Here is a 17851-nt window from a genome sequence, read left to right as displayed (position 1 = left end):
GAAATCGCTCATCTGACCCCTTTTCGTTTTTCAATCTCCTGGTTTCAGCCTGCTGACACGGCCTCCTGGTTGGCCGACACGCCCTCGTGACTCTGTGGTAACGACAGCGCCGATCTGGCCCGGTTATCGAAAAACATACGGGTGCTTGTCGGGTAATCGGTAATGATGCTGTCCACTCCCATCTCTTCCAGTTGCAACATGTCGTGAATCCGGTTCACCGTCCAGGTGGACACGTGCATGCCCTTTCGATGGGCTTTTTCAACCAGCGCTTTCGAGCAAAGCTTCCAGTTGATGCAGAGATACTCACAGCCGAGTTGGCCCGCAATGCTCAAGGGGCGCGGGAATTTGCGCTCTGCGACCAGGCCGATGCGGATGTTCTTGTTCCGCCGCCGGATCTGTTTCAGAAACCAGGTGTCGGAAGAGGTTATGGCCACCGTCTGATACAGATTGCGTCGCTGTATAACCTCTGTCAGGCGATTGCTGAGAATGTTCAGGCGCTGACGCGTGTCTTTTTTGACTTCCAGTTGCAGGTGTTCGAGGTCGTCGAACCGGTCCAGAAGGTCTTCCAGCGCGGGAATTCCCGTGGGTGTGGGCCAGGAGCTGGTGTTTCTTCGCGCATCCATGGCAGCCAGTTCGGCGGCCGTGTACTGACTGATACTGCCTTTCTGGCTGGTCGTGCGGTCAACCGAAAGATCGTGCACCAATACCGGCTTGCCGTCCTTTGACAATACGAGATCCAGTTCAAAATGCCGGATACCGTGCCGGTAAGCATGCGTAAATCCCGGAAGGGTGTTTTCGGGAGCTTCTCCCTTGGCGCCTCTGTGTCCGTAGACAATCATTCCGCTGCATCATCCTTCAGGCGTTGGTAAATGGCCTGGCGCTTCTTCCAGGTGTCGTGGCAAAGGCGTATGTCTTCGAGGTACGCCGGCAGCTCGTTCATCAGCAGGGCCTGGGGGCCGTCCACCAGGGCTCTTTCCGGCTTGGGGTGGAAATCCACGAGCACCATGTTGGCACCGGCGACGACGCCCTGGGCGGTCGCGTGCATGACATCAAGGATGCCGTCCGGAGACTGCTCGCGGCTGCCCACCGAATGGGAAGGATCCACACAGACTGGCATACGGGTAAGGCGCTTGACCGCCGGCACATGGGCGAAATCCACCATGTTCCGATGGGGCTGGCCGGCTTCGGTTTTCATGCCCCTCAGGCAGAAGATGACATTAGCGTTGCCTTCGCTGGCCAGATACTCGGCAGCGTTGAGGGATTCATTCAGGGTAATCCCGAACCCGCGTTTGAGCAGTACCGGATAGGTACTCTGGCGGCCAATGGCCTTGAGCAGCTCGAAGTTCTGGGTATTGCGGGTGCCCACCTGCAGCATTACACCGGTGGGACGGCCGAGCTTTTCGAGGCAGTTGTCGATTTCCTCAATGTGGCTCTCATGAGTGATCTCCATGGCGATCACCTTGATGCCGTGCTTACCCGCCTTTTCAAACACCCAGGGGAGGCAGCCCTTGCCGTGGCCCTGGAATGAATAGGGGTTGGTGCGCGGCTTGTAGGCGCCCATTCGTGTGCAGACTTCCCCATGGTCTTCCAGGGCCTGCATCATCATGTCGACGTGTTCGGGCACATCAACCGCGCATAGCCCGGCAAAGATGTTCAGATTGGATTGACTGAACTCGACGCCGTTGTAGTTGAAGCCGCTTTGCCGTCGATCGTCCCGGTGGCGTCCAAGAATACGGTAGTCGTCCGAAATGCGTATGGCCCGTTCGACCGCAGGCAGGGCTTCGATCTCTTCCTTGTTCAGGGGCTTGGTGTCCCCGAGAAGATAGATTTCGGTCAGCCTCTGGGTGGCGCCCTGAACCTCATGAACCCGAACCGACACGTTCGGGAGATTCTCGAGGTAGTGCATGGTCTGTCGGTATTCTTCGCTGTCCAGAGCGGTATTCGGATGAAGAATCGCTAGCATGCTGTCTCCTTTTAAGAACCGGCGTCTTGCGCCCGGTGCCGCGCCTGCATGAACTCCCGATGATTAAGATGCAGCAGGTCTGCCATGCGGCGAATAAGGTGTTCTTCGTACTTGTCGATGCGGCCATCCGCAAAGGCCACGCGCCAGATGCTTTCGAGCAGGGCCTGTTTTCCTTCCTGGTCCAGGTACTCGTTGATCTGGCCGGTAAATTCATAGAGCGACGTGGCATCGTCTGCGTGGCTAAGGGCGTCTTCCAGAATTTCCTCGGCTTCGGCCTGGGTTACCTGATGTGCTTTTACTGCGCCATCAACAATGGCCTGCAGTTCGCGCTCGTCTTCATCCTGGTCGACACGGGAAAGCTGAACCATCAATGCCGTGGCAGCCACTGCGAGCTGATGGTTATCGGGCTTCTCGCGTTCAGCTTCCGGTGCCGCAAACAATTTTTTCAGGCGCTCGATCATGATCGGACAGTCCCACTTCTGTGTTTGGTTTGAGGCGCCGCGTCAGGCCGCCCTGGCCAGCTGCCGGACCCGGTTCTCCAGTTCAATCTGGTCGGCTGTGAACCGGCGGATACCATCGGCCAGCTTCTCGGTAGCCATAGCGTCCTCGTTGGATTCCCAGCGGAACAGTTTCTCGTCGATGGTGCCAAACTGATCCGGTGAGCTGGCGGTGTCGGCGACCAGTCGACGCGGCAGATCGCCCAGGTCGTCCTGCAACTCCTGCAGCAGGGTAGGGCTTATGGTCAGGCGGTCACAGCCAGCCAGCATTTCAATTTCGCCGGTGTTCCGGAAACTGGCGCCCATCACCACCGTTTTAAAGCCGTTGGCCTTGTAGTAATTGTAGATACGGGATACCGAAAGCACCCCCGGATCCTCTGCAGCCGGGTAGCTGTCCCGGCCAGTGCTGGCCAGGTGCCAGTCCAGAATTCGACCAACAAAGGGCGAGATCAGGAATGCACCGGCCTGGGCACAGGCGGCGGCCTGAATGAAAGAAAACAGCAACGTCAGGTTGCAGTGAATGCCTTCTTTCTCCAGTTGCTCGGCCGCCCGGATGCCTTCCCAGGTAGAAGCAATCTTGATCAGTACGCGACTGGTGTCGACGCCCTGCTTGTCGTACAGCTCAACCAGGCGGCGGGCGCGCTCAAGCGTACCGGCGGTATCAAAGGACAAACGGGCATCCACCTCCGTCGAAACCACACCGGGAATCAGGTTCAGGATTTCTCGGCCGGCGAGTACGGCCAGCATATCAGTGGCCATGGTCAGCTGCTCGGCGTCTGAGCCGCCATGCCGCCGGGCTTCTGTCACAGCCTTGTCCAGCATCGGCCGGTAAGCGTCAGAAGCGGCAGCTTTGAGTAGCAGGGATGGATTAGTGGTGGCATCTTCCGGCCGCCACTTCGCAATGGCTTCGATATCGCCGGTATCCGCTACCACCGTGGTCATGGTCTTCAGTTGGTCGAGCTTGCTGGTCATTCGTCCTGTCGTCCCGGTTGATCTGTTATTGGTGCGCCCGAATCCCGGGCGCTGGCTATATGCCTACAATAACGGGCCGCTCTGACAGGAACAAGACAACAAAAGGTATGGTGGCAATTGCCTGCGATTAAGCTTCGGCAATCTCCGGCGCCGCCGGTTCACGAACCTTTTCCAGAGCGGTTTCGATCACTTCCAGGCCAGCACCGGATTTATGGGCGTTCTCGCTGATATAGCGACGGAACTGCCGACCGCCAGGTTGGCCGTGGAACAGGCCGAGAAGGTGCCTGGACATGTGAGTCAGGAATACGCCGCGCTCAAGTTCGCTCCCTATGAACGGAAGCATGGCCCGAAGTGCCTGATGCCGGGTTTCTACCGGCGCTGCCTCCCCGAAGAACTCCGGATCGACGCCTGCCAGCAGCCAGGGATTGTGGTACGCCTCCCGACCCAGCATCACGCCGTCGGTATGCCGGAGATGCTCGTGGCACTCATCGAAGGTCTTGATGCCGCCGTTGATGATGATTTCCAGGTGCGGGTATTTCGCTTTCAGCCGGTAGACCCAGTCGTATTTAAGCGGAGGGACTTCCCGGTTTTCCTTGGGGCTCAGGCCTTCAAGAATCGCGATCCGGGCGTGTACGATAAAGGTCCGGCAGCCAGCTTCCGACACTTTTTCCACGAATTCGCAGAGATCGTCCCAGGACTCCCGCCCATCAATACCGATTCGATGCTTCACGGTGACTGGCAGCTCGGTTGCTTCAATCATGGCGCGCACGCCCTCTGCCACCTTGTCCGGATGGCCCATCAGGCAGGCACCGATCATGTTGTTCTGAACACGATCGCTGGGGCAACCGACGTTCAGGTTAACCTCATCGAAGCCGTATTGCTGTGCCAGCCTGGCACAGTGGGCAAGTTCGCCGGCATCGCTGCCACCCAGCTGAAGGGCCAGTGGGTACTCGGCCTCATCGTGGCGCAGAAAGCGCGCGGTGTCGCCATGAATCAGTGCGCCGGTGGTGACCATCTCGGTGTAGAGCAGGGTATGCCGGCTAAGCTGGCGCGCCAGATAACGGTAGTGACTGGTGGTCCAGTCCATCATCGGGGCCACGCAGAAGCGGCGGGAGGGGCCGGAGTTGTGCAGCAGGGTGTCCTCAGATGGTATTCCAGACATTGCGATACCTGTTGTCGACGAAAAACGGGTGACGAAAAGAACTACGTTGAAACCAAGAGTCGTAGTTTAACAGGCATTGGTTTCCGATTTCCGTAAGGCTTTGGCGAAATCCATAACAGGCTTCAGGCTGCTCGTTTCAAATAGTTGCGGAGAAAATTGAAGTAGATTAGAGCGTCTCGAGTGGAGAACAGCTGGGGCTTGAATCCACCATAGAGTTTGTTGATGTAATTGCCCGGAACCTCGGGAAGCTTCGCCAGAGCCATTGCCCAATCGTCAAACTGGCGATGATCGATTTGCTCGTACTGAATCAGGCGAACATCCTGGTGGCGAGGATCGGCAGTGATGCCAAGGTAAAGTCTGTTGACAGCCTCTTCCTCACCTTCCAAAACCTGCATGAAATTGAACTGATCATAAGCCAGCAGGCCGGTGATGCCGTCCCGCTCGTTTCTTTTGATGGATTCCGCGAGGATGTCGTCTAAATCGGATTCCTGCAGATGCGAAGAAACGCTGCTGAAATAGATAAGCCTGCAAAGTCTGGGCTTCGATGCGTCCATAGCAAAAAACCTCCCTGAAGGAGAAGCACTCCTTCTGCTATGATCTCATGCTTGTTTAACTGTACTCCCATAAAACCCAAGTAAACAACCTTGCCCTGGAGTTTGAACGTATGCCCCTGATGGTGCAGGCTCTGCTGCCGGTATTTATCCTGATCATGCTTGGGCATGTGTTCCGCCGCATTGACTTTCCGGGCGGCGATTTCTGGCCCCAGGCGGAGCGGTTTACCTACTACGTGCTGTTTCCGGCCATGTTGGTCTTCAAGCTGGGGCAGGCCAGGTTGCCGGCTTCCGCTTATGGTGACATTGCATTGCTCATTGGCGCCATGCTGATCGCGATGACGCTGATCCTGGCGATTGCCCAATGGTTCTGGCGCTGGTCCGGCCCGGTTTTTTCTTCGGTTTACCAGGGGGCTATCCGGTTCAATTCCTACGTGGGCCTGGCGGCTGGCGGCATGCTGCTCGGCGATCAGGGCCTGTCCCTCTCGGCGATCGCAGTTGCCATCATGGTGCCGTTGCTGAATCTGCTGTGCATACTGATGTTTTCACTGGTGGCCACGGAAGGGCCGGTGAGGCTGGTGCCAGTATTCAAGGCGATTGTGACCAATCCTCTTATAGTGGGCTCGGTGATTGGCGTGGTCTGGAGTTTCTTCGAAATCGGATTTCATCCGCTGATCGGCGGCATTCTCGAGCCGCTAAGCAATCTGGCGTTGCCGATGGGTTTGATGACGGTTGGCGCCGGGCTTCAGCTCAAGGCCCTCAGAGGCGCTTCACTGCCGTTTATTGTGTCATCGGCGCTGAAGTTGGTCGGATTTCCGCTGATGACTGCGGGGCTGGCCTCGTTGCTGGGTCTTGAGGGAATGATGGTTCAGGTGGTCGTGCTGTTGTCGGCGCTCCCCACGGCCACCTCTGCCTACATTCTGGCTCGACAGCTTGGTGGCGATGCCCCCCTGATGGCGGGCATCATCAGTGGTCAGACCTTGCTGGCCATCGTCACCATACCTTTAATGCTCAGTATTCTCTGGTAGGCACTTGAGCACCGCGTCGACAATGCTGTGCTGGAAGTTGTTGTAACCTTCTGGCGTTGCCGCGATGTCAGTGGCCAGAGGGTCCCAGGTGCTGAAGGTCACGTCCAGGCTCTCGGTGATCGAGCGCCACCACTGCCGGTTGAACTGCGGTTCGGTCAGGAGGCAGGGATGGTTTGCGTTGCGCAGTTTTTCCTGCACTTCCGCGATATGCCGGGCCCCTGGCGACAGCTCCGGGTTCAGTGTCAGAACGCCCTCGAGTTTCAGTTCATAGTGTTCGGCAAATCGGGTAAAGGCGTCGTGATAGGCGAACAGGCTGATTTCGTGCGCCGGTGCAAGGCGGTCCCGGATAGTGGCATCGGTTTCTCGAACGCTGGCTTTGAACTGCTCGAAATTCTCGTTTAACGCGCCAGCGTCAACACCTTTCAGTCCTGAGAGAGCATCCCGGATCGTCCCGGCCATTTCGATGGCCAGTTCGGGATCCAGCCAGATGTGCGGGTCTTCGCCGTCTCCGTGATCATGGCCGTGTCCGTGCCCCTCGTTGTGGTGTTCTTCCTCCTTGGCCTCCTCTTCGTGGGCATGGCCATGGTGATCGTCCGCGTGGTCGTCGTGCGCGTGTTCATCGTGGTTAACTTCCCCGGGTTCGTGCTCGGCATCCATGAGCGCGACCGTTCGACCGCTGAATTCCTGCCCTGCCAGAAGGCGATTAAGGAAGGTTTCCATGTCGGGTCCGACCCAGAAAATCACGTCGGCGTTTTCCAGGGCCCGGCGCTGGGATGGCTTCATGGTGTAATTGTGGGGGCTGGAGCCGGGCGGGACGAGACTCGTTGTCTGCATGTCTTCCGTGGCGATCGAACTGACGATCAGCTCAACCGGTTTGATGGAAGTAACAATACGGGTCTCGGCCTGCAGGGCGCTGTGAAACAAAAGGGTGCCGGCTCCGAGTGCAATAGACAGTGCTTTTCCGGTAACGCGCATGATAAGTGAGATCCTGCGATGCTAATGTGTAATGTTATAATATAACAAACTCGGCCGGGGCCGGCAAAAGAAACTTCTTACTTAGTATTTCTGGTGTGCCCGTTAACTTCCTGATCATGCGAAACCTGACGATGGCCGGTATAATGCCCGCTTTATCAAACGGCCACCGATTTTTCAGGAAGGTTTCATGACTGTACGTACCCGAATTGCTCCGTCACCCACCGGTGACCCACACGTTGGTACCGCCTACGTGGCCCTGTTCAACCTGTGCTTTGCCCGTCAGCACGGCGGCCAGTTCATCCTGCGTATCGAGGATACCGACCAGGCCCGCAGTACCGCGGAATCCGAGCAGGACATTCTCAAGGCGTTGCGCTGGCTCGGTCTGAACTGGGATGAAGGCCCCGATGTAGGTGGCCCCCACGGCCCCTATCGCCAGTCCGAGCGCAAGCACTCCTACCGTCAGTACGCCGAGGATCTGGTGACGGCCGGCCACGCATTTTATTGCTTCCGCACACCGGATGAGCTGGAAGCCATTCGGGAAGAACGCAAGGCCCAGGGTCTGAACCCGGGTATCAAGGGCGATCTGGAGCTGCCTGAGGACGAAGTGAAGCGCCGCCTCGATGCAGGTGAACCATACGTGATTCGTATGAAAGTGCCCGATGAGGGCGTCTGCGAGATTGACGACATGCTTCGGGGCACCATTGAGATCGACTGGGCTCAGGTGGACTGCCAGATTCTGCTCAAGTCCGATGGCATGCCCACTTATCACCTGGCGAATGTGGTTGATGATCACCTGATGGAAATCACACACGTTCTGCGTGGTGAGGAGTGGATCAACTCTGCGCCCAAGCACAAGCTGCTGTATCAGTATTTTGGCTGGGATATGCCGGTACTGTGTCACCTTCCGCTGCTGCGCAACCCGGACAAGAGCAAACTGTCCAAACGCAAGAACCCGACCAGCATCAATTTCTATGAGCGCATGGGCTTTCTGCCGGAGGCCGTCACCAACTACCTGGGGCGCATGGGCTGGTCCATGCCCGACGAGCGGGAAAAGTTCACCCTGGATGAGATGATCGAGAACTTCGACATCCAGCGTGTCTCTCTCGGTGGCCCGGTATTCGATGTGGAGAAGCTTCGCTGGCTGAATGGCCAGTGGTTGCGCGAAGAGCTGACTGAAGAGCAGTTCATGGAGCGCATGCGCCAGTGGTGGTTTAACGAGGACGCCCTGCGTGCTCTGGTGCCTCACATAAAGGGCAGGGCAGAGGTATTCTCGGATGTGGCGCCCATGGCCCAGTTCATGTTCTCCGGCATGCTCAACCTGAAGCCGGAGGACTTTGCCCTTAACAAACTTGAAGAAGCCCAGCTCAAGCGGGTTCTGCAGTTTACGCTCTGGAAGCTTGAAGCCCAGCGCCACTGGAGCAAGGAGACCATCTTCGCGGACATCAAGGCCCTGGCCAAAGCCATGGACCTGAAGATGGGAGATTTCATGTTCTCTATTTTTGTGGCGGTTGCCGGTACACCGAATTCCTGGTCTGTGATGGACTCCATGGCGCTGCTGGGCCCGGACATGACCCGTTCAAGGCTTCGGCATGCCCTGGAAGTGATGGGTGGATTCTCCAAGAAGGAAACCAAGAAGGTGGAAAAAGAATACGCGGCTCTGGGTATTCATTAACCGCTTTGGTGAATTAATAAACGGCTTGAACAGGGATGTTCAGAAAACTGAAAAAAAGTGTGTTTCAGAGGTTGACGCCCATAGGGCGGATCCTTAATATACGCAGCCGTTGAGGGGCCATAGCTCAGCTGGGAGAGCGCAACACTGGCAGTGTTGAGGTCGGCGGTTCGATCCCGCCTGGCTCCACCAATTTCTAGTCCCCTTCGTCTAGTGGCCTAGGACTCCGCCCTTTCACGGCGGCAACAGGGGTTCGAACCCCCTAGGGGACGCCAATACGGCTTGACGGTTTAGTCCACCGGGAAGCCATCAAAAAAACCGCCTTCTGGCGGTTTTTTTGTGTCTGAATGTCGGGTCAGACAACAATGGGGTCAAATGAAATTTCCATCTGACCCCGGATTTATTCAGCGCTCGGCAATGGCACCCTTCCCAACACCCTCATAAGCCTTCACCCGGATGGTGTCTGTCGCGAACTCCACCTTGAGCTTGTCGGCCATGTGGGCGGCAATCAGCTCCACCGTGGTGTCGGTATCCAGCATGTACACGCGATCCTCTGGCAGGGTCAGTGCAAACTCGCCCTGGTTGGCCTCGTATTCGAAGGTCACATAGCGAACGCCGTCTTCGCCAACATGGCGACGCACCACATCCTCCTCGGACCCCACGTAGATATCCCGCCAGAGCTTGGCCCAGCGGCGCTCCAGATCGTAATCGCGGTGGCCGTTCCGGTCGATACGAATCGGTGATCGATGGCCGTGGGCGATGCGCTGGCAGTTGCCCAGGTGTTTCTTAAGGCCGTGGACATAGTGGTAGTAAGCACCATCGATTTCCTCTTCCCGGAGATTGATCTCCACGGAAATCACGTTGGCCGGAAGCACGGCCTTTATTTCCTGTTCCAGCAAAGAGGCCACGGCCGAGGGCACAACCCGGTCGGCGGACAACCAGACAATGGCCTCGTCCGGTGAGCGGTGAATGATCTGGCTGCCGTCCGTGAGAGCCCAGGTAAAAGTGTCTGGCTGCTCCTCACTCCAGGACAGCCCCTGGTAGCCGCGGGGAATCACCAGACGATGGTCAACACGCTCATCGATCACCCGCTTGATGGTGCGTTTTACGTTACTGAAGTCGAACACCATGCCCTGTTCGTCCAGCTCCCCGCCAAGCACCACATCCGCAATCCAGCTTTCACCCACCAGCCCACGGGTCGGGTCCAGGTAGGCAAAATCGATAACGGTCAGGTTGTCTACAAACAGATGGTTCATCAAATTTCCAGGCGGGTGTGGTTGATTGATGGCCGAATTCTAGCAAAAATCACCGAATACAGCAGTCTGGCGGTTGGCCACTGCTTCATTTCTTTTTGCTATCGGACTCATCATTTTAAACCTCGACTCGCACATTGATCAGCAATTTCCGGTACTGATACTGGCGGCCGGTGCCTCGAGCCGCCTCGGTCGGCCGAAAGCCCTCCTGCCGCTGGCTTCTGGTGACGGGACAGACACGGACTGCCGTAACCGCACATTGTTGGACGCCGCCATTGCCCAAGGCCGAATCCTCAGCCCGGAAGTTCGAGTGGTGTGTGGGGCCTGGTACCCGCTCATACGGTTTCGTTGTCGGAGGCAACCTTCTTCCTGGTTGCGGGCGCCGGATTGGCAGGAGGGCATCTCGGCATCTCTGTCAGCGGGACTTCGCAGCCTGGGGCCAGCGGTAAAGGGCGTATTTGTTCTGGTGGCGGACCAGCCGTTACTGGATCTGAACGCCCTCGAGGCCTTTGGCAAGGCGGCCCGCTGTATACCGGAACAGCCCATCGCTGCAGATTACGGTGGCCGGCCGGGTGTGCCCGCCTATTTACCCAGATGGCTCTGGCCGCTGGTGTTGGATCTGGAGGGGGATAGGGGCGCCGGGCGACTGCTCGCAGAGGTGCGTGCAACCCGGGTAGATATTCCGGGGATCCACGATGATGTGGACACCCCGGCAGACTGGCACAGGATCAGGACCCTGCTCAACCGAACAGGCCAGACAGCCAGGCAATCCCGACGCTGAAGATGCCGAGACTTATGGCAAGACCAATGGTGTAGACCCGGGACGATGCCGAGCGCTGCTGCGCAACAAAAAGGTCGATTGTGCGCTGGGCTATGTCTTCAGCGGTTTCCCTCGAGATCTCGTGGGCTTGCTGAATAGCCTCGGACTGAAGGGTTTGCCAGAACTCGGTATCAATCGTCTGCACACTCGTGATGTGATCTTTCAGCTCGGCCATATGCTCGCTCGTGAAGCCGGAATTCTTTTTCAGCTCCTTCTTGAGCACGGCAAGTTCGCTGCCAAGGTTCAGGTTGACCTCCGCGGCAACTTCGTCCCGCAGATTTTTGGTCCGTTCGTCGACCATTTCGGTGACGGCGTTCAGGCGTTCCTCAATCACCGCGTCCTGTTTGCTTCGGGATTCATCCAGAGCCCGCTTCAGGTGATCGAACTGCTCGTCAAAGAGGGAACTGAGCAGTTCGTGGAGGCGGTTGTTGATGTGAGTTTTGACTGCGGAACGGGCGATCTGCTCAATCAACTCGCTGGTCAAGGGCACCACATTGGCTTGCGGGTTGCTCCGGCTGGCTGAATCGCCCGTCTTGGGCGACAGTTCCACCGACGCATCTGCAGGTACGTTCAGCAGTTCGTCCTCTTCCGCGGCAGCCGGCTCAGATTGCAGCGGTGGCTCCGGCAAGTTTCCGCCTGTGACGTCACTGGCCAGCTGGTCCAAAACCTCTTTGAGGCCCTCCGTTTGCGGCGGTTTAGTGAGGATGTTGTAAACACCGAAGTTCCTGGCCTCCTCCATGAATGATGACGATTTTTTGGATGTGCACATGATGATGGGGATGCCGGCGGTCTCCGGGTTGCCCTTGATGGCTTTGGTCGCCTCTACGCCATTCATCCCCGGCATTAGATGGTCCATGAAGATGACATCCGGACGCCCCTGGCTGTTCAGGAAATCGAGGGCCTCCTCGGCCGAGCCAGCCATATTGACTTCCATATCGCGACTTTCCAGCAGTTTGCTCAGGGCAAATCGGGCCACCTTGGAGTCATCTACCAGCAGAGCGTTCTTGATCGCCATGTCACTACCTCAATCGTTTACTGCAAACGCGTTTGTTATCGGGCCGTTATGATTACCAGCCTTCCAGTTTCGGGCACTCTGTGGCCCGGTAGCTCTTGTCCCGATAACAGACACCGGGTTCAGTGGTTCGGGCAGTGAAAATTTCCCCTGCCGCTGTGGTCAGGCGTACCTGTCCGTAGGGCTCGCCATGACGGAATGTCGCTTCGATCGAGCTGCCGTTGGGATTCTTCAGCAAGCCCTTACCGTGGAACTTTCCTTCAATGTATTCGCCCTCGTATTTCTTGCCGCTGGCGAAGACCTCTGCCCCGGTGCCATGGAAGGCGCCGTTGGAAAATTCGCCTTCGTAATGGCGACCGTCGGGGTAGGTGAGTGTGCCGGTGCCATGAAATTCGTCGTTCCGGAAGCCGCCGACGTAGAGCATGCCATCCGCGGTGGTCAGGGAACCGTGGCCATTAAGCTGTCCGTCCTTCCAGTGGCCGGTCAGTATGTCGCCGTTTGCCAGTGTAAGCGTGCCTTTGCCGTTAAACTGGTTGTCCCGGAATTCGCCGGAATAGCGCGAGCCGTCGGCACTGCGCCATTCACCGTCGCCCTCGCGGTTGCCTGCAGACCAGCCTCCCTCGTAACGGCCACCGTCGGGATACCACGCGGTGCCCTGGCCGTGGAATTCACCATCCACGAAATGCCCCTCGTAGCGCAGTCCATCGTTGTCCTGGTAGGTGCCATCACCGGTCTTCACGCCACCGATCCAGATCCCGTCACGGAAATTCACCGTGGTCAGAGCCTCCAGTTCGCCCACCAGAGTCACCTCATTGCCGGCTTTCAGGGCAATGGAGCGGTTCCAGGGTTTGAAACCTGGCTTGGTGATGGTGACCTCGTAGCGGCCCGGGTCCAGCTCAAGATCCAGGCGGGTCGCGCCATATTCCTTGCCGTTGATGGTGACCTGATCGCCGACAACGTTTGAGCGTAGTACCAGCAGCGCCTGCGTCGGTGGCTGGGGTTCCTGCTGTTTTTCCGGTTGTTGCGGATTTGCCGGGGCGGTGTCTGTTCTCGTTGCCAATACCGATGGCGGTTCAGCTACCGCCAGAACCTCCGGGTTCTCCGGCATGGATGGCACGGTAAACGGAGTGGCTTCCACCACGGGTGGGCGCGACTCCCGGGCAGCCTGTTTGGTTCTGGCGGATGCCTCCGGAACAGGCTCTGGGGCCGGCTCGGGCTCGGTAGTAATAGAGGCAACAGCTTGATCCGTCGAGGGTGGTTCGAAGGCTTCTGTTATCTGAAGGTCATCCCGAACCGAGGCAAACCCGGCGGTTACCAGCAGCATGAGCGCCAGGGCATTGACGAACAGAAGCGGTCTGAAATCGACCATGACGGAACCTCTTGATCCTGCATTCTTGGAATTCTGTCTACCGGTTCATCTTACCCAGTGAGTGCAACGCTATGTAACAGAAAGTGACGGGGAGTTACCGAGAATGCAGGCCAAATCACACTTTATCCGGAAGCTGATCATGGTTGAGCTGCTCCCATGATCTCATGTACACGTCGGCTTCGTATTGATAAGGCGATTTGAAAGGGGTTAGCACGAAATCGAAGACGAGAAAGAAAAACCCGATAGAAGCCCACGCGATGGCCAGGGTGCTAATGGTCGTTGCCTGTACCTCCGGGTTCGAGTCGACGAAATTCTGTAACACCGGAATCAGATCCGATGCCATCGCAACCGGGTTGAAGCTGGCCATCACCAGTGGCACCCAGAAGGCGATGAAGATCGGGAAGAATCCGAATGACCAGAGCAATCGGCGGAGCAGATAAAGGGCAACTTCCCGCCAGAAGCGCTGTCTGACTTCCGGTACTTTCCGGATCCGCTCGAGGTACCGCCGACGTTCTGCCCAGTAGGCGGCTACTTCCGGGGCCTCAACGGCCTTTGATTGAGGTGCAGGTGTTGTCATGTACGGCGCGGTACCCTATAGCTTCTGGAGTGATGCATGATAAGCGATACTACGTGTTACCCTACAATTCTCCAATTGTTTAAAGACAGGATAGTTTGAATGGCTGCAGTGATCGACAACGCAACTCATCCGGCCTTTGAGAAACTTCGCAGTCACCGGATCGATACACTCAATCTCGAGGTCGAGGAGTATCGTCACAAGAAGACTGGCGCCCGCCATCTGCATCTGGCAGCCGACAACGACGAAAACGTGTTTTTCGTTGCCCTGCGTACCTTCCCGATGGATTCCACCGGGGTGGCGCATATTCTGGAACACACGGCATTGTGTGGCAGCGAGCGTTTCCCGGTTCGTGATCCGTTCTTCATGATGATTCGGCGGTCACTGAACACGTTCATGAACGCTTTCACCAGCAGCGACTGGACGGCCTATCCCTTCGCCAGCATAAACCGAAAGGATTTCGACAACCTTCTGTCGGTTTACCTGGATTGTGTATTTTTCTCCAAGCTCGATCCGCTGGATTTTGCGCAGGAAGGTCATCGCCTTGAGTTCGATAAGCCGGAAGATCCGTCCACCGACCTGGTTTATCGGGGTGTTGTCTACAACGAGATGAAAGGCGCCATGAGTTCGCCCACGTCCCAGCTGTGGCAGAACCTCAGCAGCCACCTTTTCCCGACCACGACCTATCACTACAACAGCGGTGGCGAGCCCGACCACATCGTGGATCTGAGCTACGACGACCTGCTGCAGTTCTACCGCCACCACTATCACCCCAGCAACGCGATATTTGCCACCTACGGCGATATCCCGGCTCATGAGCATCATGAGAAGTTTGAAGAGCTGGCGCTGAAACGGTTCGACCGGCTGGACATCGATCTTCCGGTTCGCGACGAGAAGCGCATGTTCGCCCCGGTCAGGGTAGAGCAGGGCTATGCGGTCAACGAAGGTGAGGGGACCGACAACAAGACTCACATCGTTGTGGGCTGGTTGCTGGGCCACAGTTTTGATTTGCAGGAGAACCTGGAGGGTCAACTGCTCTCTGCGGTACTGCTGGAAAACAGTGCCTCACCACTGATGCGAGCCCTGGAAACCACGGATCTTGGTCATGCACCTTCGCCCATGTGTGGTCTGGAAGACTCCAACCGTGAAATGACCTTTGTTTGCGGCATCGAAGGCAGCGAGCCGGACAAGCACAAGGATCTGGAAGCCCTGCTCGAGTCCACGCTGCTCAAGGTCGTGGAGGAGGGCGTCAGCCAGGAACGTCTGGAAGCCATCCTGCATCAGCTCGAACTGCACCAGCGGGAAATTGCTGGTGACCAGTTCCCGTACGGCCTGCAGCTGATCATGAGTGCCATTGCACCCATGGTGCACGGCGGTGATCCGGTTGAATTGCTGGATCTGGAGCCGGTCCTGGCAACGCTCCGGGAGAAAATCCGGGACCCGCAATACGTGCCGGATCTGATCCGCCGCAAGCTTCTTGAGAACCCGCACCGGGTCACCCTGACCCTGCGGCCGGATGAAAAGCTCGAGTCCCGCCGGCAGGAAGCCATCCGTGAAGCGCTGGCCCGTCGCAAGGCCGAGCTTACCGATGACGAGGTCCGGATGATTGTCGACCGGGCCAGGGCGCTGGAAGAACGCCAGATGCAGAAGGACGATGACTCCATTCTGCCAAAGGTGGATCTGTCAGACGTGCCTCTGCAGATGCCAGAGCCGGAAGGGCGTTATGACGGCGACATTTCGGCAACCGTTTATGCCCGTGGTACCAACGGTCTGGTTTACGAGCAGATTGTTGTCCCGGTGCCGGCGCTGACCGAAGAGGAGCTGCTTCTGGTGCCTTACTACACCACGCTGATTTCCGAAGTGGGTTGTGGTGATCTGGACTACCTGCAAATGCAGGATCGTATCTCTGCGGAGTCTGGTGGTATCGGCGCAGCGTTCAGCGCCAAAGGCCGGATTGATGACGTTCAGGCGCTGTCCGGTTACATCATCTTCAACGGCAAGGCTCTGGCCCGTAATCGCAGTGAGTTGACCCGTCTTCTACGGGATGTCTACACCAGTGCCCGCTTCGATGAGAAAGAGCGAATCCGGGAGATCATTGCGCAGATCCGGGCCCGTCGCGAGCAGGCCGTAACCGGCAGTGGCCATGCACTGGCCATGGGCGCGGCTTCACAGGGTATGAGTCCGGGTGCCTGGCTTTCTTTCCGGCTGGGTGGTCTTGCCGGTATTCGCGGCACCAAGCAGCTCGATCAGGCCCTGAAGGATCCAGAGGAATTGACGGCGCTCTGTGACAAGCTTTCTGCATTGCACGAGAAGATCGGCAAGCAGGGTCGGGAGTTCCTGGTGATTGGTGAAGAGGATCAGCTCCCGGCGATGGTTGATGATCTGAAATCCTGCTGGCGTGATGCCTCTGGAGCGGGCATTGCAGGCTGGAAAATGGAACCGGTCAATTACACTACCCGTGAGGCGTGGCTGACTTCTACCCAGGTTAACTTCTGCTCCAAGGCCTACAGCACTGTCGCTGTGGATCATCCCGATGCGGCGGCACTGACCGTGCTGGGTGGTTTCTTGCGTAACGGTTATCTGCACCGAGCCATTCGGGAGAAGGGTGGCGCTTACGGTGGCGGCGCCGGGCAGGACAGCGTGAATGGCACGTTCCGGTTCTTCTCCTACCGTGATCCGCGCCTGGAGGAAACGCTGGACGATTTCGACGCGGCCCTTGCGTGGCTTCAGGACAATGACCACGACTATCAGGAGCTTGAAGAGTCGATTCTTGGTGTAATTGGTCAACTCGACAGGCCCAGATCGCCTGCGGGCGCTGCTCGCCATGCTTTTCACAACAAGCTGTTTGGGCGAAGTCCGGAGCAGCGTGCCAGGTTCCGGGAGCGGGTGCTGTCCGTCACCCTGGATGACCTGAAGCGTGTGGCCAGAACCTGGCTGGTGCCGGAGAAAGCCAGTACGGCCGTGGTAACCAGTCCGGAAAACCGGGCCAGGGCCGAGAAGCTTGGCCTGAACATTCAGGAACTGTAAAGCCAAAACAAAAGAGGCCAGATGAAGTGTTCATCTGGCCTCTTTTTGGTCTGGCCCCTTTCTTATTCTGCCCCGATGACGCCCTCCAGCCGTCTGTACCCCTAGCGTTGGCGCTTCAGACCGGTTGTCACCATGATTCGGGTGGAGATCTCCTCAACCGAATAGGCGGTGGTATTCAGGTACGGAATCCGCTCACGCCGATACATCAACTCGATTTCCTCGATCTCGTGCATGCACTGCTTGATGGATGAGTAGCGAGAGTTTGGCTTGCGTTCGTTGCGGATGGTTGCCAGCCGCTCCGGCTCGATAGTCAGCCCGAAAATTTTCTCTTTATAGGGTTTCAGGGCTTTCGGGATCTGCTGGTCTGCCAGGTCTTCTTCGGTAATCGGATAGTTTGCCGCTTTCACGCCATACTGCAGTGCCAGATAGAGACAGGTGGGGGTTTTCCCGCTTCGGGAGGCGCCAACGAGGATCAGGTCTGCTTCGTCGTAATGCCGGGTGCGTGCGCCATCGTCATTATCCAGCGCGAAATTGACGGCATTGATCCGGCGTTCATAGCTGCCTTCATTATTGATGGCATGGGATTTACCGACGGTATAGGAAGAGGAAGACTGGAGTTCCTGTTCCAGGGGGCTGAGAAACGTACCGAAGATGTCCACCATAAAACCCTCGGCGGTGGCGATGATTTCCCGGATATCGCTGTTTACAATGGTGTCGAACACCAGCGGCCGTGCGCCGTCTGTCTCGGCCGCCTTGTTGATCCGTTTGACCATTTCCCGGGCTTTTTCTTCGTCCGCAATGTAGGGAACAGTAACCCGTTCAAACTCGATCTTTTCGAACTGGGCCAGAAGGCTGTGCCCGAGAGCCTCGGCTGTCAGGCCGGTGCCATCAGAAATGAAAAAAGCAGTGCGTTTCATGCTGTATTGTCCGGTTCCTTGGTTCTTGATTCCTGGCTCGGTGGCCTAGGTAATTTCCGCAG

The 17851-nt window shown here is 57.4% G+C and carries 16 protein-coding genes and 2 tRNA genes; 6 read left to right on the top strand and 12 right to left on the bottom strand.

Going from position 1 to position 17851, the window contains the following annotated elements; all coding sequences use genetic code 11:
• Positions 1-44 precede the first annotated feature (44 nt).
• The 6 genes from ACGK9W_RS08830 to ACGK9W_RS08805 form a co-directional block, all read right to left on the bottom strand.
• Complete coding sequence (locus ACGK9W_RS08830; RefSeq protein WP_405420431.1) at positions 45-839, bottom strand: glycerophosphodiester phosphodiesterase; 795 nt, start codon at positions 837-839, stop codon at positions 45-47.
• Entirely contained in the window at positions 836-1963 is a 1128-nt protein-coding gene (locus ACGK9W_RS08825) for a 3-deoxy-7-phosphoheptulonate synthase (RefSeq protein WP_008175051.1), read from the bottom strand. Before ACGK9W_RS08825 ends, ACGK9W_RS08830 begins: the two co-directional genes overlap by 4 nt.
• 11 nt (positions 1964-1974) lie before the next feature.
• Positions 1975-2424: a TerB family tellurite resistance protein gene (locus ACGK9W_RS08820; RefSeq protein ID WP_008175048.1), complete on the bottom strand. Its 450-nt coding sequence runs from the start codon at positions 2422-2424 to the stop codon at positions 1975-1977.
• A 42-nt stretch (positions 2425-2466) separates the two neighbouring features.
• Positions 2467-3432: a transaldolase gene (gene tal, locus ACGK9W_RS08815; RefSeq protein ID WP_405420427.1), complete on the bottom strand. Its 966-nt coding sequence runs from the start codon at positions 3430-3432 to the stop codon at positions 2467-2469.
• Between the two features lie 127 nt (positions 3433-3559).
• The gene (gene dusA / locus ACGK9W_RS08810) at positions 3560-4594 is read right to left on the bottom strand and encodes a tRNA dihydrouridine(20/20a) synthase DusA (protein WP_008175046.1); all 1035 of its coding nucleotides are present in this window, start codon (positions 4592-4594) and stop codon (positions 3560-3562) included.
• Between the two features lie 122 nt (positions 4595-4716).
• Entirely contained in the window at positions 4717-5148 is a 432-nt protein-coding gene (locus ACGK9W_RS08805) for a BLUF domain-containing protein (RefSeq protein WP_008175045.1), read from the bottom strand.
• A gap of 110 nt (positions 5149-5258) precedes the next feature.
• Between ACGK9W_RS08805 and ACGK9W_RS08800 the strand changes: the two genes are divergently transcribed.
• Positions 5259-6173 carry an AEC family transporter gene (locus ACGK9W_RS08800; RefSeq protein ID WP_405420422.1) on the top strand — a complete coding sequence of 305 codons (915 nt, stop codon included), beginning with the start codon at positions 5259-5261 and terminating at the stop codon, positions 6171-6173.
• On the opposite strand, the gene ACGK9W_RS08795 is transcribed toward ACGK9W_RS08800, so the two are convergent.
• Positions 6150-7148 carry a zinc ABC transporter substrate-binding protein gene (locus ACGK9W_RS08795; protein ID WP_405420419.1) on the bottom strand — a complete coding sequence of 333 codons (999 nt, stop codon included), beginning with the start codon at positions 7146-7148 and terminating at the stop codon, positions 6150-6152. The genes ACGK9W_RS08800 and ACGK9W_RS08795 overlap by 24 nt on opposite strands.
• A 187-nt stretch (positions 7149-7335) precedes the next feature.
• Here ACGK9W_RS08795 and gltX point away from each other — a divergent pair, with 187 nt between their 5' ends.
• The 3 genes from gltX to ACGK9W_RS08780 all read left to right on the top strand — a co-directional run bounded on the left by gltX (position 7336) and on the right by ACGK9W_RS08780 (position 9092).
• Positions 7336-8820 carry a glutamate--tRNA ligase gene (gene gltX / locus ACGK9W_RS08790; RefSeq protein ID WP_405420417.1) on the top strand — a complete coding sequence of 495 codons (1485 nt, stop codon included), beginning with the start codon at positions 7336-7338 and terminating at the stop codon, positions 8818-8820.
• A gap of 113 nt (positions 8821-8933) precedes the next feature.
• Positions 8934-9009: transfer RNA gene (locus ACGK9W_RS08785), tRNA-Ala, on the top strand.
• A gap of 7 nt (positions 9010-9016) precedes the next feature.
• Positions 9017-9092 (top strand) — tRNA-Glu (locus ACGK9W_RS08780).
• Between the two features lie 129 nt (positions 9093-9221).
• Here ACGK9W_RS08780 and ACGK9W_RS08775 read toward each other — a convergent pair.
• Positions 9222-10073, bottom strand: coding sequence for a 6-carboxytetrahydropterin synthase (locus ACGK9W_RS08775; RefSeq protein ID WP_092029916.1), 852 nt, complete (start codon positions 10071-10073; stop codon positions 9222-9224).
• Between the two features lie 73 nt (positions 10074-10146).
• Between ACGK9W_RS08775 and ACGK9W_RS08770 the strand changes: the two genes are divergently transcribed.
• Positions 10147-10851, top strand: coding sequence for an NTP transferase domain-containing protein (locus ACGK9W_RS08770; RefSeq protein WP_405420413.1), 705 nt, complete (start codon positions 10147-10149; stop codon positions 10849-10851).
• On the opposite strand, the gene ACGK9W_RS08765 is transcribed toward ACGK9W_RS08770, so the two are convergent.
• From ACGK9W_RS08765 to ACGK9W_RS08755, 3 genes are all read right to left on the bottom strand, one after another.
• Positions 10811-11905, bottom strand: coding sequence for a response regulator (locus tag ACGK9W_RS08765; RefSeq protein WP_008175032.1), 1095 nt, complete (start codon positions 11903-11905; stop codon positions 10811-10813). The two genes, ACGK9W_RS08770 and ACGK9W_RS08765, sit on opposite strands and share 41 nt — an antisense overlap.
• 52 nt (positions 11906-11957) lie before the next feature.
• Complete coding sequence (locus ACGK9W_RS08760; RefSeq protein WP_008175029.1) at positions 11958-13271, bottom strand: MORN repeat-containing protein; 1314 nt, start codon at positions 13269-13271, stop codon at positions 11958-11960.
• Positions 13272-13386: 115 nt separating this feature from the next.
• Positions 13387-13848 (bottom strand): hypothetical protein, encoded by a 462-nt coding sequence (locus ACGK9W_RS08755; protein WP_008175027.1) that lies wholly within the window; start codon positions 13846-13848, stop codon positions 13387-13389.
• Positions 13849-13947: 99 nt separating this feature from the next.
• On the opposite strand from ACGK9W_RS08755, the gene ACGK9W_RS08750 reads away from it, so the two are divergent.
• Entirely contained in the window at positions 13948-16872 is a 2925-nt protein-coding gene (locus tag ACGK9W_RS08750; protein WP_008175025.1) for an insulinase family protein, read from the top strand.
• 101 nt (positions 16873-16973) lie between these two features.
• Here the strand turns inward: ACGK9W_RS08750 and ACGK9W_RS08745 are convergent, their stop codons facing one another.
• Complete coding sequence (locus ACGK9W_RS08745; protein ID WP_008174940.1) at positions 16974-17789, bottom strand: pyruvate, water dikinase regulatory protein; 816 nt, start codon at positions 17787-17789, stop codon at positions 16974-16976.
• Between the last annotated feature and the right edge of the window lie 62 nt (positions 17790-17851).

Source organism: Marinobacter flavimaris (genome assembly GCF_045057155.1).
GTDB lineage: Bacteria > Pseudomonadota > Gammaproteobacteria > Pseudomonadales > Oleiphilaceae > Marinobacter > Marinobacter manganoxydans.
Note: the sequence above shows the minus strand (reverse complement) of the source record. Positions and strands in the feature narration are given on the sequence as shown.